The sequence below is a fragment of the Serratia sp. Z4 genome (assembly GCF_009900725.1).
Taxonomy (GTDB): Bacteria; Pseudomonadota; Gammaproteobacteria; order Enterobacterales; family Enterobacteriaceae; genus Serratia; species Serratia nematodiphila.
Genome location: NZ_JAAABD010000002.1, coordinates 247,418 through 270,080 on the forward strand (window position 1 = coordinate 247,418; position 22,663 = coordinate 270,080).

General features: G+C 60.3%; 14 protein-coding genes. 6 read left to right on the forward strand and 8 right to left on the reverse strand.

Going from position 1 to position 22,663, the window contains the following annotated elements; translation table 11 throughout:
• Positions 1-21 precede the first annotated feature (21 nt).
• The 4 genes from GT753_RS09050 to fsa form a co-directional block, all read right to left on the reverse strand.
• A complete protein-coding gene (locus tag GT753_RS09050; protein WP_230857988.1) occupies positions 22-513 on the reverse strand; it encodes an immunity 42 family protein in 492 nt (163 codons plus the stop codon).
• A complete protein-coding gene (locus tag GT753_RS09055; protein ID WP_174242125.1) occupies positions 498-11,174 on the reverse strand; it encodes a hemagglutinin repeat-containing protein in 10,677 nt (3,558 codons plus the stop codon). Before GT753_RS09055 ends, GT753_RS09050 begins: the two co-directional genes overlap by 16 nt.
• A 74-nt stretch (positions 11,175-11,248) precedes the next feature.
• On the reverse strand, positions 11,249-12,976 hold the full coding sequence (locus GT753_RS09060) for a ShlB/FhaC/HecB family hemolysin secretion/activation protein (protein WP_160125536.1): 1,728 nt from the start codon (positions 12,974-12,976) through the stop codon (positions 11,249-11,251).
• 275 nt (positions 12,977-13,251) lie between these two features.
• Positions 13,252-13,917: a fructose-6-phosphate aldolase gene (gene fsa, locus GT753_RS09065; protein ID WP_160125537.1), complete on the reverse strand. Its 666-nt coding sequence runs from the start codon at positions 13,915-13,917 to the stop codon at positions 13,252-13,254.
• A 149-nt stretch (positions 13,918-14,066) separates the two neighbouring features.
• Between fsa and GT753_RS09070 the strand changes: the two genes are divergently transcribed.
• From GT753_RS09070 to osmB, 4 genes are all read left to right on the forward strand, one after another.
• The gene (locus tag GT753_RS09070; RefSeq protein WP_160125538.1) at positions 14,067-14,966 is read left to right on the forward strand and encodes a glycyl-radical enzyme activating protein; all 900 of its coding nucleotides are present in this window, start codon (positions 14,067-14,069) and stop codon (positions 14,964-14,966) included.
• 4 nt (positions 14,967-14,970) lie between these two features.
• Entirely contained in the window at positions 14,971-17,403 is a 2,433-nt protein-coding gene (locus tag GT753_RS09075; protein WP_160125539.1) for a formate C-acetyltransferase/glycerol dehydratase family glycyl radical enzyme, read from the forward strand.
• Between the two features lie 50 nt (positions 17,404-17,453).
• The gene (locus GT753_RS09080; protein ID WP_004930631.1) at positions 17,454-18,200 is read left to right on the forward strand and encodes a DNA-binding transcriptional regulator YciT; all 747 of its coding nucleotides are present in this window, start codon (positions 17,454-17,456) and stop codon (positions 18,198-18,200) included.
• A gap of 258 nt (positions 18,201-18,458) precedes the next feature.
• Positions 18,459-18,677, forward strand: a complete 219-nt coding sequence (osmB, locus tag GT753_RS09085; RefSeq protein ID WP_004930634.1) for an osmotically-inducible lipoprotein OsmB — start codon at positions 18,459-18,461, stop codon at positions 18,675-18,677.
• A 188-nt stretch (positions 18,678-18,865) separates the two neighbouring features.
• On the opposite strand, the gene yciH is transcribed toward osmB, so the two are convergent.
• Together yciH and pyrF are read right to left on the reverse strand one after the other, a co-directional pair.
• A complete protein-coding gene (gene yciH / locus GT753_RS09090; protein WP_088381649.1) occupies positions 18,866-19,192 on the reverse strand; it encodes a stress response translation initiation inhibitor YciH in 327 nt (108 codons plus the stop codon).
• Positions 19,193-19,202: 10 nt separating this feature from the next.
• The gene (gene pyrF, locus GT753_RS09095) at positions 19,203-19,931 is read right to left on the reverse strand and encodes an orotidine-5'-phosphate decarboxylase (protein WP_004930640.1); all 729 of its coding nucleotides are present in this window, start codon (positions 19,929-19,931) and stop codon (positions 19,203-19,205) included.
• A 329-nt stretch (positions 19,932-20,260) separates the two neighbouring features.
• Here pyrF and GT753_RS09100 point away from each other — a divergent pair, with 329 nt between their 5' ends.
• A complete protein-coding gene (locus GT753_RS09100) occupies positions 20,261-20,521 on the forward strand; it encodes a YdgH/BhsA/McbA-like domain containing protein (RefSeq protein WP_088381650.1) in 261 nt (86 codons plus the stop codon).
• A gap of 172 nt (positions 20,522-20,693) precedes the next feature.
• Complete coding sequence (locus GT753_RS09105; RefSeq protein WP_015378033.1) at positions 20,694-20,993, forward strand: Arc family DNA-binding protein; 300 nt, start codon at positions 20,694-20,696, stop codon at positions 20,991-20,993.
• A 59-nt stretch (positions 20,994-21,052) separates the two neighbouring features.
• Here the strand turns inward: GT753_RS09105 and lapB are convergent, their stop codons facing one another.
• Both lapB and GT753_RS09115 read right to left on the reverse strand, forming a co-directional pair.
• Positions 21,053-22,225: a lipopolysaccharide assembly protein LapB gene (gene lapB, locus GT753_RS09110; RefSeq protein ID WP_021503814.1), complete on the reverse strand. Its 1,173-nt coding sequence runs from the start codon at positions 22,223-22,225 to the stop codon at positions 21,053-21,055.
• Between the two features lie 6 nt (positions 22,226-22,231).
• Positions 22,232-22,534, reverse strand: coding sequence for a LapA family protein (locus GT753_RS09115; RefSeq protein WP_004930650.1), 303 nt, complete (start codon positions 22,532-22,534; stop codon positions 22,232-22,234).
• Positions 22,535-22,663 lie beyond the last annotated feature (129 nt).

A 22,663-nucleotide genomic window follows, 5' to 3' on the forward strand; every position in this document is an offset into this window, starting at 1 on the left:
TTAGTCATGACTTATAAAAAATCAAACAATAACCTCCGTTATTATTGTTTGGTCATTAACTCTATTGATTCTAAGATTATGAGCATCTGGCAGACTATTAATTAGCGTTTCAACAGTCCCTCTTGGAAAGGTTTTTTCCTGGATTGTTTTTTCGAAATCATTCGAGTAAAAAAATCGTTCAGAATCACCATCAAAACCCAACCAGAACACGCACCCATAATCCGACAGTTCACAAACATCAAGCCAGATCACATTCTCTGGTGCACCATCAGAGAAATCTAAGTCAGCCAAAGAAATATTTCCAACATCACTTACCCCATCACTCAATTGACTATTGAGACTATCTTTTAATGAAGATATAACAACATAAAGATCCGTAACCGTCCCTTTCCCAGGAATTAAGGTATCACCCACAATAAAATTGAAAAGACCGCTTGGGGAAGTCAATTCAAGCACATACTCTAGCTGAATACCTATTTCCAAAGCATTTCCAACAATCATTTTATTTTCCACCCTTCCTGTTTTCTTAAAGCAGCCCTAACGTCATTCGGTAATTCGAGTTTATTTTTCGGATCCGCCGTGCTACCTGACCAGTGAAAACCTCCTGTATTATCAGGAGAAAATCTGTGTATATCGCCATTACTGTCTATTGTGTAACGAGCCTTATGCTCTTTACCTTTTATTGTCAACGGCACTGAGTTCTCGAAAAGAAACAGTGAATTTTTAGGCTCAATTCCGGCATTAGGTCTATTGCCTACCCCTCCAAGGGTATGCTTAGAGTTTGACTGATAAACAAACCCATTGCTCGTTTTCACTGGTTCAGGTACAGGGATAGCGCTACCTTTTCCAGCCTTACTCACCCCACCCAGCGCACTTAACGCTACGCCCGCAATCAAATCCGCCTGAACCTGATCAAGACCATATTTGGCCATGATCTGCTCTGACACTTTATTACTGGCAATAACCCCGTCAGCATCCATCTGGTGCGCCCAAGTCGCCGTCAAATCATAGACCATCTTGATCGGGATATCTTCTCCTAATGCGCGATCTATTGCCTGCTTCACTGCCAGACTATCCGCCAAGACATTACCGTACTTCTTCTGGCAGGTTGTTGGGCTGCTTGCACAATCACTGATGAGCTGTTGTTGCTGGGCGATACTCAGTTCTTCGTAATTTTTAATGATCCCAGTACAGTCACCACCGCCAGCTTGACAGGACTTCATTTCAGCTGACCAGGCATCTATCTGCTTACTGCTCAGATAGTTATTCTCCACCGCCGTCTTCCCTGCCTGCCCGCCGGTCACCGCTCCCGCAGTATCCCCCGTCGCCAGACCGCCTGCAAGCCCTGCGGCCAACTGGCTCAGCGCGCTGACCTGCTGTTTCTCGCTTTCGCTCAGCTGCTGCGCCGTTTTGCCCGGGAACAGTTCGCCGGCAATGTAGCGCGCCGCCAATTCCCCGCTGCCCGCGCCCAGTCCCCCTGCGGTGGCTGACTGGTTGTTCAGCTGCGCCGTCACCGCCCCCAGCACAGCGTGTGCCATTGCGTTGGCGGCGATATTATCCTCACCGACCCGTTTCTTGATTTCCGTCGCCAGGTACGGCGAGGCACCGCTCGCCAGTGCGCCCGCCAGGTTATTGCCCGCCAGCGCCGTCAGCACCCCCGTTACCGCCTGCGCCGCTTTCTGCAGATCGCTGCCGGTACCGTATTGCCGCATCGCGTTGTCGTATGCCCGCTGCATCACCGCCGCATCGGTCGTCGGTTTACCGCTCTTCTCAAGCTGCTCCCTGGCCTGCGCCAGCGCCACCTGGTCTTTCTGCGCCTTCAGCCCGGCGATATCTCCCTGCGTGCGGATGACGTCCATCGCCTGGCCGCCAATCTCCCCAATCAGCTGCGCCTGCTTCAGCCGGTTCTGCTCCTTCTCCTTGTTGAATATCGGGCTGATGCTGCCGTCGTTGGCATGTTCAGTATCCCGGTTTAGCTGCGCCACATCCTGCTGCTGTTTGTCGGTGTCACGGACTATCAGCGTTCCCTCACTGACCCCGGCTTTTGTCGTGCCCTCGGCGTGCCCGCTGTTGTTGGCGCCCGACAGCATGCCGCCGGCCGTGTTGGTCAACAGCTCTTTGCCCACTGGCCCGCCGGTGCTGAAGCTGCCGCCGCTGTGCGTCGCGCTGTAGTCCGCCTGGTTGTGAATGTCCTTCCAACCCAGCGTGCCGGTATCGAGGCGGTTGTTCTCTTTGTCTGCCGTGCTGGCTATCACCGCGCCGTCGAGCTGGGTATGCTCTTTGACCTTGACGTCATACCCGCCTTTGCCGGCAAACAGCCCGGTCTGTTCTTTTACCGAGTCGAAGTTGCTGTGCAGCTTGTCCTTGCTGGCGCTCACGTTGGCGGAGCCGGTCATCGAGCCGAAGGTGAAACTGCCGCCCGCGCTGGCGTTTTGCTGTTTGGCATCATAGCGGTCGCTATCCTGTTCACTTTGCAGCGTCAGGTCACGGCCCACGTCGACGGTAACCTTTTCGCCGCTGGCCTGCGCGCCTTTCAATTTGGTGTCGCGGCCGCTGGTCAGGCTGAGACGGCTGCCCGCATCCAGGGTGGTTTCGGTATGGGTCAGGCCGTTGCCGCTCTCATGCCCCTTGCCGGCATTGACGCCGGCCGAGACGCTGATGCCATAACCACCCGAGCCGGCGCCGATACCGACGCCAACGTTGCCGCCTTTGCTGCTGTTCTTGCCAACGGTGCTTTCGCTGTTCTGCGCAGACTGCAGGCTGATGTCCCGCGCCGCATCGAGCGACAGGTCTTTGCCCGCTTTCAGCTGGCTGCCGGCGATGGCGATATCGCCACTCTGTGCGCTGTGGTTATTGCCCTGCGCCGTTATCGACAGGTTTTGCCCGGCGGTGAGCGTGCTGCCTTGCGACTGGCGGCTGTCGGTGCGGGTTTCGCTCTTCGACGACTGACTGCCGTAGGAGGCGCTGATGCCCACCGTGTTGGTGGCGCCTTTCCCTGCATCTGTATTGAGTTTGTCGAGTTCAACGGCTTGCGCCGCCTGCACGCCGGACAGCGCCGCCTTGGTGTTTTGCAGCGCGTTCAGGCGCCCATCGCCTTCCTTTCTCGCCTGCTGCGCAGTGCTGACGGCGGTGTTGAGCGCGCCGCCCACGGTGCCCGACAGCGCCACGCTCAGGCCGCTCTGCTTTTGCTCGAAGGTTTCTTTGCGCGTGCGTTGATCGTAGCCGGGATCGATAGTCACGCTGTCGCCGGTCAGGGCCAGATCCTTGCCCGCCACCAGGTCGGCACCGCCAATGTGCAGTTGGTTGCCCGCCGTGATATTGACGCTGCCCTGGCTGCTGCCGACGGTACTGACGCTTTGGCTCTGGGTGGTGGCTTTCTCGTCGATTTCGTGTTTGCTCGACTGCTTACCTATCGTGAAGCCGATGCCGCCGCTACCCAGCAGGCCGCTCTTTTTCTTCTCTTCCAGCAGGTAATGTGTGTCAGTCTCGGTAGCCGCTCCGATATCGACATTACGGCCGGCCTGCAGGTTCACGTCCCGGTCGGCGGCAATGGCCGAGCCGGTGACCGTCAGATCATTACCGGCGCTGACGCTGACGCTGTCGCCGCTCAGCAGCGTGCCTTTCTCACGCGTGGTGGCATCGCGCGCTACGCTGTGGCTGCTGCTTTTTTTCAGGAAGCCTTTTTTCTCCGAACGCTCCTCACTGTAGCGCGACTCTCGCTCGGTAGCCGTATTGAGGGTGACATCGTTTTTCGCCTGCAGGGCGATGGCGCCCTGGTCGCTGTGCAGGGTGCTGCCGGTAATGGTGACGTCGCCCTCTCGCCCGACTACCGTCACGCCGTCGCGTCCGCTGAAGGTGCTGCCGGTGCTGATTTCGCGCTCGGTTTGTTCGATGCGATGACTTTTGGTTTTGCCCTCGCGTTTATTTTCGCTGTCCAGATCTTGCGTGCGGCTGCGCGCGTCTTTAACGGTCACGTCCTGCGCGCTGATGCCGATACGCCCTTCTTTACTGTCAACCTGCGCGCCTTCGGCCAGCAGTTGGTTGCCCGCCACCAGGGTGACGCCTTGGTCGCCGCCGAGTGCACTTAATGTCAGGCGCTCTTCCTGGCGATCGTTGCTGACTGATGACGTACGGCTGTTGGCAGCCAGATGCGTGGTATTGGTGGTGTTCTCGGCCCTGATAGCGATATCGCCGCCGGCCTGTACGCGGGTGCTGCCGCCGGCCTTGGCCTGGCTGCCAGCGAACGTAACGTCCCGTCCGGCCGAAAGGTTAAGGTTGCCGCCGGCGTTAAGCTCACTCCCCTGTGTTTGCTGCCATTCGCCGCTCACGCGCGCCATCCGGGAGCCTGCCGCTTCCGTGCCGCCACGGGTGCGGTTACCCATTGCCCCCGAGATAACCTCAAGGTCGGCGATATGGCTGCTTTTGGCGGTGGTGATGGTCAGGTCATTGCGCGCGCTCAGGCTGAGCGTGTCGGTCGCATCGAGTTTCGCCCCCGAGAGGGTGATATCGGCGCCGCTGAGACGAATATCGCCGGCGTTCATCGTCGCCTGGCGCAGCGCCTCCTGCAGATTAGTGCTCAGGGTCAGACTGTCGGCCCGCACGTCAATGCTGCCGGCCTTGATATCACCGCCCTGGTGCAGGAACTGCCCGGCATCAACGGTTAGCGCCTTATCGGCAAACAGATTGCCGGCATTGGTGACACTGTTTGCCGAGAGCTGCAGGCTACCGCCGCCAATCACCGCACCATCGCCGGTCAGGCGCAACGTGGTCTGCGCCAGATACACCTTCGGCACCCACACCGTTTGCGAGCCTTCGGCGGTTTGCACCGTCTCGCTCACCAGCCAGACAATATCCTGCTGCAGCGCCGCAATCTGTTCCGGCGTCAAAGCCACGCCCGGCACCAGATGGAAGTCCTGCGCCACCTTCGCCCCGTTGTTCATCAGTTGCTGGTACTGCGCCATCGCATATTCACCTCTGATAGACGGTTTGCCGGTCAGTGCCAGCACCTGCTCGCGCACCAGCCGCTGTTCGTAAAAACCGTCCCCAAGGCGTTTATGAACCTGCGCAGGATCATAGCCCACACGCTCGAGCATATAGTCGCTGCTGATGAAGTTGTCGCGGCGGGTAAAGCGTTCGTCGGTCACCACCAGGAACGGGCTGCCGGCCGCCGTAGGTTGGCTGAACAACGCGTTATTGGGGATCGCGGTAGCCACATTGCCCAGATGCTGTAACTGCGTTAGCGCCAGCTCAGACGGCAACAGCGGACGCCCCAGCGGCGAAGACGGCATGGCGCCCGGTCTTGTCATTTGCTCGCCCGGAGCAAGCGCCGTGTCACCATTCTGGATACCAGCGCCCTCTACCGCAAAGCCCAGCGGATTGCGTTCCAGTTCGGCGCGTTCGGCATCCACGGCGTTTAATGCCGCTTCAAGTTGGCTGATTTGCGCCTGATTGACCGTGGTGTTAGTGATGCGAGCCCCATTGATGGTGACCGTGCCACTGCCGGTGATCACGCCGTCAACGGTCGCCAGCGCCGTGGTCTCGTCTCGGTTGAACGTCGGATACCAGTGATGCGTGTCCTTGTCATAGTGGTCGACGATAACCGCCTGGCGCCGTTCGTTAACCGAGTAACCGCGGTTGTCCAGGCTGCCGCCGCCGTCCTGCGTCAGGTTGCCGTTGGCGGTAATGACGCTGGCGTCATTAAGCAGTTGCCCGGTGATGCGCAGCACCATATTGCCGCCCGCCAGAATACGCGCGCCGATGCCCTCGGAGACCAGCCTGTCGCGCGTCAGCGTGCCGGTCTCGGTACGTTCGCGGAAGTTGTTGTAATCGGTGACGAACGGCGCACTGTCAATATCGACATGCTTCTCGGGATCCCACGTCATCACCTGCGTCCAGTCATGCTCCCAATGGAAGCCGTTTTGATAAGGCGTCGGGATGGTTGCCAGCTGATTTCCCCCACGCGTTTCGTAGAACGTCATGGCATAGCTGCCGTCGACATTCGGCTTGAGCGCCAGGTAGTTAACCCACAGGTCGGTAAGTGCGCCCTTATTGTCCTTGACCCGCACCTGCGCGCGTTTGCCCGCCGCATCAATAGCCAGCAGGGTGCCGTAGCGATTGTTCTGGGCCGCCGCGTCATCCTGAAAGCTCAGCTGTTGGGTGGTTGGCGCCATGGTGCTTTTATCGGGGTTGACCGCCGAACCATAGGAGCGCCAGTAGTAGTTGTAGCGATGCCATTTGTAATCGCTCTTCTCGGCGTCACGCTCAATCACCAGCCCTTCGCGCAGGTTATCAAGACGCCGAGCCTCGACGGTGGCGTCACCGTCAGCTTCGATAAAGCTCGCCCGGTTTTCAATCAGGTCATCACTGTGCAGCTGCAGACGATCGGCGCTGTAGATCAGTGCCCCATCCCGGTTGGTCAGGCGTTCACCGGCCTGCAACGTCAGGCTTTGGGTCACCGCCATCACCGCAGGCTGACCGTGGTTGTCGATGACACGTCCACGCACGGTGATTGCGTCCCCCATCAGCGCTGCGGCGTTGTCCAGGGCATCGACGTTCAGCGTCATGCTGTCAGCCTCAATACGCCCGGTGTTTTGCAACGCCCCGGTCGTCAGCTGTAGCGTCTTGCCCACCAGCGATGCCGGATTGGCGATGCTGGCCGCATTGAGCACCAGATTGCCCGGCAGCAACCAGTCCACCAGGTTGATAAAGGCGCCGTTCAGGGAGAACGTCACCGTGCCGTTACTGCTGATGTTTTCGCCGGCCTGGCGGGTGTAGTCCTGCTGCGCAGACAGGTTCAGCGCCTGCAATCCCACCAAGTTGCCGTGTTGATTTTCCAGCGTGCGCGCATGCAGGGTAAGTTGGCCGGCGCTCTCCAGCCGCCCGCCCTGGTTAAGCAATACCAGCGGCGAATCGGCCGGCGACAGGCCGGCGTTAATGCCAAGATCGCCGTTGGCGAGGAGTTGCCCCTGGCGGTTGTCCAGCGAGGCCACGTTCGTGAGCGTGAGCGGACCGACGCTCTGAAGCCGCCCAGCCGTGTTGTCGATGTCGCGCGCAGCGATGTCGGTCTGGGCAGAACCGAGGATCAGGCCGCCGTCGCGGTTGTTCAGGCGCTCAGCCTGCACCTCCAACGCAGCCTGGCTGCTCAGCGCCCCTTGAGCGCTGTTGTCTATCTCTGCAGCTCTGAGCGTCAACCGCTGGGTCGAAACCAGCTGCCCACCCTGATTATTCACCTGGGCGCCGTCGAGCGTGAGCGCCCCACCGCTGTGCACCTTGCCCTGTTGGTTGTTGAGCGTACCGATGCGGTAGGCGCCCGTTCCCTGGCTGATGAGCGTGCCGCCGGCATTGTCCAGCCGCGCCGTGGCCAGATCAAGGCCGCTCCGGCTGCTGAATATGCCCTGACGGTTCACAATGCCAGCCGCCGACACCTGCTGTTCACCATTGCTGCGCACCGCGCCGCCGGTATTATCAAACATGCCGAGAATACGCAGCGCCACCTGTTGCTGGCCCTCGATCTGACCGCCGACATTGTTCAACGTTTGCGCGTCGAGTTGAAACGCCTCGCCACTTTGCATTTTCCCATCGCGGTTGTTCAGCGCGTCGCTCAGCGCAAGGCGTTGTTGTTTCTGGCTGTAGAGCAGCCCACACTGCGTATTGTCGAGTGCGCGGGCGGCGATACTCAGCCCCTCGCCAGCCAGCCACTGACCACCTGCGTTATTGATGGCGCCGGCGTGTTCGCCGTCTTTGGCACCCATCACAGCAAGCTGCCCCTGCGCCGAGACCTTACCGCCACGGTTATCGACATCCTGCGCAACGCGCAGCACCAAATCCGCCGCCGACTGCAGCCCCCCTTTGGCATTGTTCAGCCAGCCCGCCGACAGCTGCGCATCCTGCTGGCTTTGTACGCTGCCTTGCGCGTTGTCAAAACCGCCGCTGACGGCGTGCCAGCCGCCCTGGCTGCCCATCCAGCCCTCGGCGTTGTACATGTCCTGCGCCGTGAGGGCCTGGGATAACGTGCTGAAAATCCTGCCCCGGCGGTTATCCAGCGCGCCGGTGAATTGCATATCCAGGCTGCCCAGCGCATTGATCGCCCCCTGGGCATTGTTCAGCCCGGCGGCGCGTACCTCGGCGCGCCCATTGCCGGTAAACGTGCCCCCCTGGTTATCCCAGCCGCCGGCCAGGTTAAGGGCAAGCCCTTGCTCGCTGAAGACCACCCCCGCAGCGCGGTTGGTCAACTGGCCACCCTGCAGCGACAGATCGCCGCCGCTTTGCAACGACCCGCCGTCGTTGTCAAACAGGCTGGCGGCGCCGCCATTAACCGCCAACGATCGCTGTGCGGTCAGCTTACCGATTTGATTGCGGACATCGCCTGCGGCATCCAAACGGAGATCGCCGCCGGACTGCAGGCTGCCGCCGGTATTGTCGAGAGTGCGCACCGAGGCAGCAACCTGCCGACCGCCTTGCGCGCCGCCGCCGCGATTATCCCAGTCACCGCCGGCCTGCACGACGAGGGCGTTGCCGGCCTCAAGCCAGCCGGCCGCGTTGTTCAGTTCCCGTTGCGTCGTCAGCTCCAGCCCCTGACGAGCCACCACTTTGCCCTGGCCGTTATCCACCTGCTGTGCCGCCAGCGTGAGCGATTCCCCGCTGATTTCGCCCTCGAGGTTCACCAACTCTGCCGCACTGTTCAGCACCAGTTGTTGCCCGCCCAGCACCTTTCCGGCCTCGTTGTGCACACTCCCAGCCGCTATGTGGGTTTGCCCGTGCCCCGAGATCGTGCCGTGGCGGTTATTCAGCGCGCCATCGGTGCGCATGGTCAATGTCTGGCCGGCACCCAGCAGCCCCTGGGCATTGTCCAATCCCAGGCGAGCGTGCAGCTCAAGCCGCTGCAGGCCAATAACCTTGCCCTGCGTATTATCGAGCCGGCCGGTGCTCACCGTCAGCGCCGCGCCACTGATTTCACCCGCGCGGTTAGTCGCCGGGCCCACGGTGTTCAGAATTAACGCTTGGCCGGACAGCAACTTGCCACCGTCGTTGCTGAGGGTAGTTGCCGTTGCCGTAACGGCCGTTTCACCTTGCACCGTACCGCCGCGGTTGTCCCAGTCACCGGCGTGAAGATCCAGTTTCTCTCCTGCGCCGATAAGGCCGCCCCGGTTGCCCACGCGGCCGGCGGTCAGATCGAGATTGCGCTGGCTGACGAGCTTTCCTTGCGCGTTATTCAGATGCTGCGCCGTCAGCCGCACCCGGCTGCCGTCCACCGTTCCGGACTGGTTGTTCAGTTCGCCGCCCGCTTCGAGCTCCAGGGCCTGGCCGGCGAACAGGCCGCCGCCGGCGTTGTTGATCGCACCGCCCGCCTGAACCACCAACTGACCCGGCGTTGTTATCTTGCCGCCCTGGTTATCAAGCCTGCCGGCATCCAGCCGCAGATCGCCGTTGCCGCCCAATTCACCGTCGCTGTTGTCGAGCAGGCCGCCGATCCGCCAGTGCTGCGCCGCGTCGCCCAGCGCCACCAGGCGGCCGCGCTGGTTGGTCAACGCCGCCGCCTTGAGATCAAGCTGGCGGCTCTCAATGGTGCCGTCGCTGTTATTCAGCTCACCGCCCAGGCTGAAACGACTTTCGCCACCGCCGGTTTGGGACCAGACGGCCCCCTGGCCAAACACATTGTTGGCATCAACCTGCCAGCGCCCGGTTTTGAACTGAGCCTGCCGGGCGTCCACATCACCCGGGGTGTTCACGGTAAACTCACCGCTATCGACGGTCGATTGGCGCAACGCCACGCCGCCCTGCCGGGCCGCCAGCGAGGCATGAGCCGCCGCCACCTGCGCACCGCTGAGATCAACGCGGCGCCCGCTGGCGCTAACCGCCCTTTTGCTCAGTAAGCTGCCGCTGGCACGAATGTCGCCCTGGCTGTCAAGGCGCAGGCTCGCGTCGCGCACAATCCGGCTGTCGACATCGCTGCCCGCCAGCAGATGGCCGCTGCTTTGAATGCCGTGCGCGGCGTCAAGCCGCACATCCCCGGCCGCCGCCAGCGTGCCGGACTGCGTCAGCGTCCCCTCCCGGCTCTGCACGGCCAGCTGACCGCCGCTGTGCAATTTGCCGCGATACTCGATGTCGCCTTTCGCCGCCAGTTTGGTGTCGCCGCCGGACTGCGTGGCGGCATCCAGTGCATCAGACCGCCAACTGAGCTTGCCTTCGCTGCTGACGGTGAGCGTTTTACCTGCCTGCACTTGCCCATTCTGGTTGCGCACGCCGACGCCAGCCTCAGTGCCGATCATGCGAATGCTACCGCTGTACATGCCCCCCATCTGACCCATGTCTATTGCCAGCGCCGGTCTGGCGCCGCCGTCATCCGCCAGCGCCGTCACCGTTTTGCCGTCTGCGCTCACCCGATTGCGGCCGCCCACCACCGACACGCTCTCCTTGGCCCAAACGCCGGCGTTGATCTCGACCGCGCGTGCCATAATGTCTACATATTCGGTATCGTGACGGGCATCGCCGTTGAGGCCGCCGCCCTCCACGCGCACCACGCCGCGTTCGATCTGATAACCTGCCATGCTGCCGTCGGCGTTCATCTGCGGTTTGCCGGTCGTCAGCGTCATGCGCCCGGCGTTGATCGTACCGCAACCGTTGCACACGATCCCCGCCGGGTTAGCCACGATCACCTGCGCCTTGCCGCCGGCCACTTCCAAAAAGCCGCGCAGCTGGCTGGGGTTATTGCTGTTGACTTCGTTGAGGATCACTCTGGCCGGCGCAGCGTTGGGGGTGAGGTTCGGGTTGCCCTGGATCATCCCGGCCATCTGGGTCGCTGTCATCACCGCCGAGTTATTGAGGATTGCGCCTTTGGCGTCAACATCGAACTGTTGATATTGGTTATGCGATATCCCTGCCTGATTGGGGGCCGTGATATTGACCTGCGACAGCCCATTTTGCGTGGCGATAACCTCCGGCCGCAGAGAAGGATTGGCGGCACCGTCCGCCACAATGCCGTCAGCCATCGCCGGCCCGGCGAACAAGGCCAGCCCCAGCATCCACACTGAGCGCCGCACCGTCACCCACAGGCGGGGGGCGCCCGCACTGCGGCTTTGCCCCGATTCGGTGCTGCAGCTGCGGGCCAGTTCGGAAACCACCCGCAGTTCCCCGTGAGTGCGACTGAAAATAAGGCGATAGCAATGTTTATTCATGGGTCACATCCGTGATCAATATCAATCCGTTACGGTCAACGTCAGGCAAGCCGCCACTAATGCTTGGCCCGCGTTCAGATTTCCAGGTTAACGCTGAAGCCGGCCGTGGCACCCGAGGTGTGGAAACCCGCAGGCTTGTACAAAGGAATGCCGGCAAACAGGTCATAGCTGAGTCGCCCCCATAAGGCGCCGCGCACCCCAAGCGCGCTGCCCGCCAATTGCCGCCCCGGCAAGCCTCGCGTATTCGGGCCGTCCACCCGCCCGTAGTCGGCGGCCAGATAGAGTTCGTGACCGCGGGCAAACACATTCCAGGCGATATCGTTACGCCAGACCAGGCCTTTTTCGCCAGACAGCATCTGCTCGCCGTCAAAACCGCGCACCGTGTAGCGCCCGGCAATGGCCATCCGCTCCTGCGGCGTCAGCGCGTTCGAGCTCCACTGGCCGCGCACGCTGGTATACAGCCGCCACGGCTGCTCGCCCCAGGAGAACGGTATGTTGAACCCCGCATCCCCGAGCAGGATGCCGGTACGCGCCGAACCGTTGTGATTGGCTTCCTCCGGCGCGCGCAGCGCTCCCAGGGCGCCGGTGCCGCGCCGCCAAGCTAGCGACGCATCCAGCGTATTGCGCCCGAGGTAACTGCGCTGGTTCAGTCCAATCTCCCAGCCCGCTGTCCGCCTCTTTTGCTGGGCCATTTCGATGTCTTCCACATAGTTGGTCGAGTGCTTGCGATAGCCGCGCAGGTTGAGCGTGGTCTTGTGCGATTGGTCGCGGTACAGCAACCGGGAAACGGTCAACTGAAAGTTGTCGCTCTTGCCGCTGTAGCGCAGCACCTCATTGGCGTTGGGGATGTTCTGATGGTAGGTGTAGTCGTTATAGTTGGCCGAGAAGGCCCAATATCCCACCGGGAAGAAATAGTTCAGCGTATGCGAACGGTTGCCGAACGGCCCGTGTTGGAATAAATCCTTGCCGATGTTGGCGTAGAACAGGTCATTTTGCGCAAACGGGGCATCAATAGCCAGGGTGGCCGAGCCAAGATAGCGCCCGGTGCTTTTGGAGCCGCTGTCGTCCAGTCCCAGACTGAGCCGCACCGGGCGCCCCTCGTGCCAGTTGACCTGCAGATCGCTGGTGCCCTCCTGGGCGCCGGGCACGATTTTAATGTCGGCATTGGCGCTGGGCACCCGCCTGAAGTTCTCCAGCCCCTGCTCGATATCGCGCAGGTTAAGAAGATCGCCGCGCGAGGCCGGAACGGCGTTCCACAACCGTCCACGCCAGGAAACCGGCTCATCAAAGCGGACGGCGCCAATGCGCCCGGGTTGCAACGTAAGTGTCAACGTGCCCTGAGTCAGATCCTGCTCCTGCGCCATCACCCGAGTTGTGACGTAGCCTTTGGCCAAAATGGCATTTTGCACCTTGTTGATAGCGAGCACGATCCCCCGCCCGCCCAGGCAACGGCCTTTGGCATCGTTGGCGGCCGCAAGCGCCCACTGAAAGCGTTCGGCCGACTCGCCGACGAGCGCCAACCGGTTGATGGTAAAACAGGGTTTTTCGTGAGGAGGGTAATCGGGCAGCACCCGCTCAGGGGCAGCCACGCGCGCATCGGCCTGAGGGGTGTTTTGGTTCTGCAGGGCGCGTTCTCGCTCTTGCTGACGCAGCTGTTCACGGGCATCAATAGTCGCCGCGCCCTGGCTGAAAGCCTCAGCCGCAGAGGCGGAGGCGGCAAAAAACGGCACGGCGCCGAGCAACAATCCCGACAGACCATAGCGAATAAAACAAGGCACAGCACGAACGTAATTTGAGCGCATCCTTGGCTCCCCATCATTATTATTTCAATAAATTTATTAGTGCAATATTATAAATAATTTAAATAATTGTAATGACACTGCTTTAGTGACGAATTATGAGCCGATAAGGGCGAAAATCAATCGATTTTTCCCGAAAGAGAGATCGTGCGGAAAATAAACAGTTCAGCGAAAATTAAGTGAAAGGAAAGCCGATAATGGATAATGAAAGGAGGATGGCGCGTAGCCGCCATCCTTTAGCGATAATAGTGTGAGCACCGAGGAATAGACGCAGGCCATCAGTTCAGCAGGCTGCTGCCGAACGCCCCCTGCCAATCCTGCTCGAACTTCTCGACCGCGGCCTGTACGGCCGGCGCATTCAGGAACTGCTCCGCCACGTCCACCGGCAGCGTGATGGCCTGACAGCCCGCGAGCAGGCACTCCAGCGCCTGGCGCGGCGTTTTGAAGCTGGCGGCCAGCACCTGCGCCGACGGCGCATGCAGGCTCAACAGCTGCTGCAGCTCGTGCACCATTTCGATGCCGTCGCCGCCCTGCGCGTCCACGCGGTTGACGTAAGGCGCCACATATTCCGCTCCGGCCAAGGCCGCCAACAGCCCCTGTGCAGCGCCGTACACCGCGGTGCCCAGCGTCGGAATGGACATCGTTTTAAGTTTCTTGATCGCCGCCAACCCTTCGGCGGTCGCCGGGATCTTGACCACCAACCCCGGTACCCGCTGGCTGAGCAGCGCCGCCTCCGCCACCATACGTTCCGCATCGGCCGCCATCACCTGCGCAAACAGCTTGCCGGTGCCGCCGAGGGCGTCGCGCAGCGCGGGCAGCACTTCCCAGATCGGCTTGCCTTCCTTCGCCACGATGCTCGGGTTGGTGGTGACGCCGTGCAACGGCAGAATGCGCGCCAGGCGTTTTACCGCGGTCACATCGGCGGTATCGAGATAAAGCTCCATCACGGACTCCTGTGTCATGTTCTGTTGGCGGATTCAAACTCTGATCATCATAGGGCAAAAAAGACGTCAATCTTTGATCAAAATCAATTCAACTTTCATTCGAAACACCTTTAATGGCGAAAGATTCAGCAACGCCAAACGGGTGACTCATGTTCTTTAATCTGCAGCGCTACTCGACCCATGACGGCCCGGGCATCCGCAGCGTGGTCTTTTTAAAAGGCTGCCCGCTGAGCTGCCGCTGGTGTCAGAACCCGGAAAGCCGTTCGCGCCACGCAGACCTGCTGTTTGACGAGCGCCTGTGCCTGAGCGGCTGCACGCTGTGCGCCGAGCGTTGTCCGCAAGGGCTGCAGCGCACCGACGGGCCGCTGACGCTGCAACGCGAGCTGATTAGCGCAGACGATTATGCCGCCCTGGCCGCCACCTGCCCGACCGGCGCGCTCAGCCTGTGCGGCAGCCCGGTCAACCCCGACGATATCATGGCCGAGGTAATTCGGGATAAGCCTTTCTACCTGCGCAGCGGCGGCGGTTTAACGCTGTCCGGCGGCGAGCCCTTTATGCAGCCGGAGGTTGCGGCGGAACTGCTGCGGCGCGGCCGCGAGGCCGGCATCCACACCGCCGTCGAATCCTGCCTGCACGTTCCCTGGCGTTACATCGCCCCTTCGCTGCCGTGGCTGGATCTGCTGTTGGCCGATCTCAAACACACCGACGAAGCGCGCTTCAGAGCCTGGACCGGCGGCTCCGCCCGCCGGGTGATGAACAATTTCCGCCGGCTGGCGGCGCACGGCGTGCCAATGACCGTGCGCGTGCCGCTGATCCCCGATTTCAACGCCGATCGCCGCTCAGTCCGCGCGATCGTCGACTTCGCCGCCGACGAGATCGGCGTATCGGAGATCCACTTTCTGCCGTACCACACGCTGGGCATCAACAAGTACCACCTGCTCGGCGAGCCCTACCGCGCCGCCCGCACGCCGCTGGACGCGCCCGATCTGCTGGCCTTCGCCGAAGCCTATGCCGGCGCCAAAGGCCTGACCGCCATTTTGCGAGGATAACGCCATGACCACGTTGGATTTGACCACCCTCAGCGCCCGTATTCAGGCGCACAAGAACGCGCTGATTCACATCGTCAAACCGCCGGTGTGCACCGAACGAGCACAGCACTATACCGAAGCCTATCAACAGCATCAGAACAAGCCGCTGCCGGTGCGCCGCGCGCTGGCGCTGGCTAACCACCTGGCGAAACGCAGCATCTGGATCGCCAACGACGAGTTGATCGTCGGCAACCAGGCCAGCGAACTGCGCGCCGCGCCGATCTTCCCCGAATACACCGTCGGCTGGATAGAAAACGAAATAGACCAGTTGGCCGACCGGCCGGGCGCCGGTTTTTCGGTCAGCGAAGAGAACAAGGCGATTTTGCATCGCCTGTGCCCCTGGTGGCGCGGCCAAACGGTGCAGGATCGCTGCTACGGCATGTTCACCGACGAGCAAAAAGCGCTGCTGGCCACCGGCATCATCAAGGCCGAGGGCAACATGACCTCCGGCGATGCTCACCTGGCGGTCAACTTCCCGCTGTTGCTGGAGCTAGGTCTCGACGGCCTGCGTGAAAAAGTGAACGCGCGCCGCAGCCGCCTGCGCCTGACCGAGTGGGAAGACCTGCACAAAGCGCAGTTTCTCAACGCTATCGACATCGTGCTGGCGGCGCTGAGCGAACACATCCTGCGCTTCGCCCGCCTGGCGCGCGACATGGCGCAAAACGAACCGCGCACTGGCCGGCGTACCGAGCTGCTGGCCATCGCGGATAACTGTGAACAGATCGCCCATCGCCCGCCGCAAACCTTCTGGCAGGCGCTGCAGCTGTGCTATTTCATCCAGCTGACGTTGCAGATCGAATCCAACGGCCATTCGGTTTCCTTTGGCCGCCTCGATCAATACCTCTATCCCTGGTATCGGCGTGACGTGGAGCTGGAGCAAAAGCTGGCGCGGGAAGACGCCATCGAGCTGTTGCACAGCTGCTGGCTGAAGCTGCTGGAGGTCAACAAGATCCGCTCCGGCTCGCATTCCAAGGCTTCCGCCGGCAGCCCGCTGTACCAGAACGTCACCATCGGCGGACAGAAGCTGATCGACGGCCGGCCGTGCGATGCGGTCAACCCGCTGTCCTACGCCATTCTCGAGTCCTGCGGCCGCCTGCGCTCCACCCAGCCCAACCTCAGCGTGCGTTACCATGCCGGGATGAGCGCCGACTTCCTCGACGCCTGCGTGCAGGTGATCCGCTGCGGCTTCGGCATGCCGGCATTCAATAATGACGAAATCGTCATTCCCGAGTTCATCAAGTTGGGGGTCGAACCGCAAGACGCTTACGACTACGCCGCCATCGGCTGTATCGAGACCGCCGTCGGCGGAAAATGGGGCTATCGCTGCACCGGCATGAGCTTCATCAACTTCGCCCGCGTGCTGCTGGCGGCGCTGGAACAGGGCCGCGACGCGACCTCCGGGCAGATCTTCCTGCCACAGGAACAGGCGCTGTCCAAAGGAAACTTCGACGATTTCGAGCAGGTCTTAACCGCCTGGGATCGGCAAATCCGCTACTACACGCGCAAGTCGATCGAGATCGAGTGCGTGGTGGACAGCGTGCTGGAGGAGAACGCCCACGATATCCTCTGTTCCGCGCTGGTGGATGACTGCATCGAACGCGGTAAAAGCATCAAGCAAGGCGGCGCCAAATACGATTGGGTTTCCGGCCTGCAGGTCGGCATCGCCAACCTGGGCAACAGCCTCGCGGCGGTGCGCAAACTGGTATTTGACCAGGGGGCGATCGGCCAGCAGCAGTTGGCGACGGCGCTGGCCGAAGACTTCGCCGGGCTGGATGGCGAGCAGCTGCGCCAGCGGCTGCTCAACGCCGCGCCCAAATACGGCAACGACGTGGACGAGGTCGATTGGCTGCTGGTGCGCGCCTACCAAACCTATATCGAAGAACTGAAGCAGTATCGCAACACCCGCTTCGGCCGCGGGCCGATCGGCGGCGGTTACTACGCCGGCACCTCGTCGATTTCGGCCAACGTGCCGTTCGGCTCTGCCACCCTGGCCACGCCCGATGGTCGTAAGGCGCACACGCCACTGGCGGAAGGCGCCAGTCCGGCGTCCGGCACCGACCACCTGGGGCCGACGGCGGTGTTCAATTCGCTCGCCAAGTTGCCGACCGAGGCGATCCTCGGCGGCGTGCTGCTCAACCAAAAGCTTAACCCGGCGACGCTGGACAACCCGCGCGATCGGGAAAAGCTGATGCTGATGTTGCGCACCTTCTTCGAGAGCTACCGCGGCTGGCATGTGCAGTACAACATCGTGTCGCGCGAAACGCTGCTGGCGGCGAAGCAACACCCTGACCAATATCGTGATTTAGTGGTTCGCGTAGCTGGCTATTCCGCCTTCTTTACCGCATTATCCCCTGAGGCGCAGGATGATATTATTGCGCGCACAGAACATACTCTTTAAACCTTTGACTCTTAGCGGCCGCGCCTTGGCGGCCGCATCATCAGGCCGATATGAATTTACGACAACAGACCATATTGCAGTTGGTTAACGATCGCCGGCGGATCAGCGTCAATGAGCTGGCGCGCGCCTCGGGCGTCTCGGAAGTCACCATCCGGCAGGATCTCAACCTGCTGGAAAAGCGCAGTTATCTGAAGCGGGTGCACGGTTCCGCCGTGGCGTTGGAGAGCGACGACGTCGACGCCCGCATGATGTCCAATTTCACCCTCAAGCAGCGGCTGGCGCAATACGCCGCCGCGCAGGTCAACGACGGCGAGACGATCTTTATCGAGAGCGGCAGCGCCAACGCCCTGTTGGCGCGCTACATTGCCGAACGCAAGCGCATTACGCTGATCACCGTCAGCCACTACATCGCCAACCTGCTGAAAGAAACCGACTGCGACGTGATTGTGCTGGGCGGCATGTACCAGAAGAAAAGCGAGACCGTGGTCGGCCCGCTGACGCGGCTGTGCATTCAGCAGGTGCATTTCAATAAGGCGTTTATCGGCATTGACGGCTTTCAGGCCGAAACCGGCTTTACCGGCCGCGACATGATGCGCGCCGATGTGGTCAGCGCGGTACTGGCCAAGGGCGTGGAGAATATCGTGCTGACGGACTCCAGCAAATTCGGCCAGATCCAGCCCAATCCGCTGGCGCAGCCGGGGCAAATCAGCCGGGTGATCACCGATTCACGTTTGGCGCTGGAGTATCAGCATCAGCTGAAACGCCAGGGCGTACAGGTGGAGCTGGTCAACGAATAACGCGCTGCGCGGGCCACGCCGCCCGCCGTTTCCCTTGCGCAGCGGGATTTTAAGACTATTTACCTGTTTATCCTTCCCGAGAAACCTATACTCAGCTTCGGTAACTTTTGGGCCGTAACCCGCTAATTATTCGGCCGTTAACAAAAAATGCCATTTTTTATATCGATACCGTATGGGAATCAACAGCAGGCCTGATTTATGGTTAACGCCTATACTTATAAGGCACTTCCATATAGCCAATGCTAAGGAGAAGTCATTATGATGATTATCAATAAACGTTTCGCCACCGCCGCTCTGGCTCTGACTCTGGCGTTTTCACTGAGCGCCTGTTCCAACATGTCCAAACGCGATCGCAACACCGCCATCGGCGCCGGCGCCGGTGCAGTCGGCGGCGCAGTGCTGACCAACGGCAGCGCTTTGGGCACGCTGGGTGGGGCAGCGGTGGGCGGCATCATCGGTCACCAGGTTGGCAAATAACCTGCCCGATGTTCCTCCGCCGACAGGCGGGCAAAAGCGACTTGGCGCTTTGACGTATTAACCAATAACGATGATTTCAGGTCTGTTTTACGTTAAGTCTATGGTTCTTTCGCCGTTAACGGGTTAACCCCCGGCAGCAACAACCTCCAGCCATGCCGCAGCATTGCACCGCGGCATGGCGATTCACCTCAACCGCCCGCCAGTTTGACCTTCATGCCTTTGGCTTCCAGCAGCTGTTTGAGCAGATCGCGTTTATCGCCCTGGATCTCGATGACCCCGTCTTTCACCGAGCCGCCGCAGCCGCATTTCTTTTTCAGCTCGGCCGCCAGTTTATCGAGCGCGGCATCATCCAGATCGACGCCGGTAATCAGGCACACGCCCTTCCCCTTGCGGCCGCTGGTCTGGCGCTGGATGCGCACAACGCCATCGCCCTTGGCGCGTTGCGGTTTAACCTCTTCCGGCTTGATGCGACCGGTGTCCGTGGAATACACCAGACGACTGTTATCGTCATTCATCATCGCTTCCTCAGGCCAAAGAGGCGCGGATCGCGCGCAGCGTCGCGGCCGGATCGGCAGATTGGGTGATCGGACGCCCAATCACCATATAGTCCACGCCGGCGGCCTGCGCCTGCACCGGCGTCATGATACGACGCTGATCGCCCGCCGCGCTGCCTTCAGGGCGGATCCCCGGCGTCACCAGTTGGAAAGCCTGCCCGCAGGCCGCCTTCAGCCGCTGCGCTTCGTGTGCCGAACACACCACACCGTCCAGCCCGCAGTCGCGGGTCAGGCGCGCCAGGCGCTCGGCGTGTTCCGCCGGGCTAGCCTCGATGCCGATGCCGCGCAGGTCTTCCGCTTCCATGCTGGTGAGCACGGTTACGGCGATCAACAGCGGCGCATCCGTCCCGAATGACGCCAGCGCTTCTTTAGCGGCAGTCATCATGCGCGCGCCGCCGCTGGCGTGGACGTTAACCATCCAAACGCCCAGTTCGGCCGCCGCCGCTACCGCATGCGCAGTGGTATTGGGAATATCGTGGAATTTCAGGTCGAGAAACACGTCGAAACCGCGCCCATGCAGATCGCGCACCAGTTGCGGCCCAAACAGCGTGAACATTTCTTTGCCCACTTTCAGCCGGCAGTCTTGCGGATCGATACGGTCGGCGAACGCCAGCGCAGCGTTCTTATCGGCGTAATCTAACGCCACAACGATTGGAGATGATTTTAAGTCATTGTTATTAGCGTTATTTTCAGACTTCATTTCTTCTACCTTTTGTAAAATGGAGATAATCAGGGACTCACCCGCGAAACTGACCGCCGCATTCTACATGTCGGAGGCCCGAAATCCCAGCCGCAGCGCGCACCTACGCTCTGTCATGTTACCTCCCGCCTTTGTCATGGCGCGTCAATGAACGCCCGTCAGCAATAAACCACGCAGCGTAAAACGCCGTAAAGATGCGTAAATTGTTAATCAGATATTTTGAATGACTTGCTCAGCATTATCAGATTTTCAATCGGCACGGATGCTTTATTATTCACCCCATCGGAAGCAAATGGCTTCCTTCCTAAATAAACAGACTGGAGTCACCCATGAAAACCATCAAATATTTTGCAGCCACAGCCGCTATCGCACTGACCTCTTTCGCCACCTTCGCCGCTGAACCGATCAGCAGCCAGCAGGCCGATAACCTGACCGCCGCCGGCATCGTTTCCGCAGGCCACGCAACCACCCTCAGCAGCCTGGAGAAAAAACTGGCCGCTAAAGCGGATGCCCAGGGCGCCAGCAGCTACCGCATCATCTCCGCCGGTGGTAACAACATGTTGAGCGGCACCGCGATCATCTACAAATAATGTTTCCGGTACAGGGCCCGAACGTTCGGGCCCTGCCTCTGTTTGCCGCCTGAAAAAACCGCATTTTCCTCGCCCCGCTTTGTTACAAAAATATTAAATTTTTATTACACACTAGACACCCGATCGTCAGTGGCTTAGCTTGAAGGCATCTTCCTGCAGAAAGGCTTTCAAAATGAGCGAGATATCGACACTTACCATTAAAATTCCTCTGGAACTGAAGGAAAAAATCCGCGCCGCCGCCGCTGAAAACGAATTTTCGTTGAGCGTGGAAGTGTGCCAGCGCCTGGAAAGCAGTTTCAGCGCGCCCGCCACCAAAGCAGAGAAACCGGCCAAAAAGGCGGATGAGCTGCACCACGGCGAAATCGACAATCAAAGCACCGAAGAAGAGATTGAACAGCCGCTGAGCCAGAAAGAGCTGAAGAAACTGCGTCAGCTGTTGAAAACCGGCGCCAAAGGCGGCAAGAAAAAGTAAGTGATGAACATAAAAAAAAGGGGCGATTTTCGCCCCGTTTTTTTTGCCGCTCCGCCGCGTTATTGCCCGTCCAGACCGCGTATCGGTTTGACCGATGACCAGGCGCGGCACGACGGGCAATGCCAATAGAGCGAGTGCGCGGTGAAGCCACATTTGTGGCAGCGGTAACGCGGTTTGGTGCGAATTTGCTCGCCGACCATATCGCGCAACAGCAGCAGACTCTCTTTCGCCCGGCCGTCTTCAGCGTCCGCCAGGTGATAATCCATCAGCCGATAAAACACCCGCATAGTGGGATGACGCTGCAGCTGACGGTTGATATAGACCTGCACCACGTCGCGCCCTTCGTGCCGCTCGATGATCTCGGCCAGCATCAGATCGGCAGTGGCGCCGGTGTTCTCTTCCACGCAGCGCTTAAGAAAATCGGCCCAGTTGTGCTGTTGTTCCGGCAGATGCGTGTAGCATTCCTGCAGCATCGGCAGCGTTTCGCTGACCAACTCTTTATCCTGGCTCAGTACGCGTTGCAGCGACTCTGCCGCTTTGGCGTAGTCGTTTTGCGCCATGTAGATGCGCCCGAACATGATGGACACGCGCGCACACTGTTTATCGGCGGCGTCCGCGCGCTTGAGCAGGCTCATTGCCCGATCGAGATCGTCGCTGCCCATTGCCTGCAGCGCCAACTCACAGTAAAAGTGCGCGATCTCGACGCGTTGCTTCTCTTTGCCCAGCTTGACCAGTTTTTCCGCCACGTCGATCGCTTTCTGCCAGTCGCTGGTCGCCTGATGGATCACCAGCAGTTGCTGCAGCGCCGAGACGCGAAAATCCGCTTCGTCAGTCAACTGGCTGAACATGTCTTCCGCGCGGTCGTACAGCCCGGCCGCCATATAGTCGCGGCCCAGCTGCTGCACCGCCAGCAGGCGCTGTTCGAAGGTCAGGGAGGCGCTTTCCATCAAGGCCTGATGGATGCGGATGGCGCGGTCGACTTCACCGCGCGAACGGAACAGGTTACCCAGCGTCAGGTGGGCTTCAACGGTGTTGCTGTCCTCTTTCAACATGTCGAGGAACAGATCGACCGCCTTGTCCTGCTGGTTGGAGAGCAGAAAGTTCACCCCTGCCACGTATTCGCGCGACAGGCGGTTGGCTTCTTGCTGTTTATCCTGCTGAGCGCTTCTGCGCCCCATGTACCAACCGTACGCGGCAGCCACGGGCAGCAACAGAAACAGCAGTTCTAACATAGAGGATTATTCCTTGCTGACAACAGGCTGAGCCGCCGGTTCAGCGGGCTGCTCAAGCTGCAGCTCCAGCCTTTTGATCTTGCGCTCGGCGCGACCCAGCGCAATACGCGTGCGCAGGTAGAACAGGCCGCAAATGATCCAGCCGAGAACGAAACCGGCACCAAACAGCGTGGCCAACAGGGTCGATACGCGATAGTCGCCCTGCGCAACCAGATAGTTAAAATTGACCACCTGATCGTTATGCGCACCTAAGGTGACGGAAATCACGAAGATCACCAGAACCAACAAAAAAATCAGCAAATATTTCACATTCTTTCCCGCGATGCCGAGTGAATCGGATGAACGATGCCAAAATGTGGCGTCCCTAACCCTTAAGTTAGCATTTCCCGCTGCGGCAGGGAAACCCTGCCGCACGATAAAACCACATATCTGCTGGCA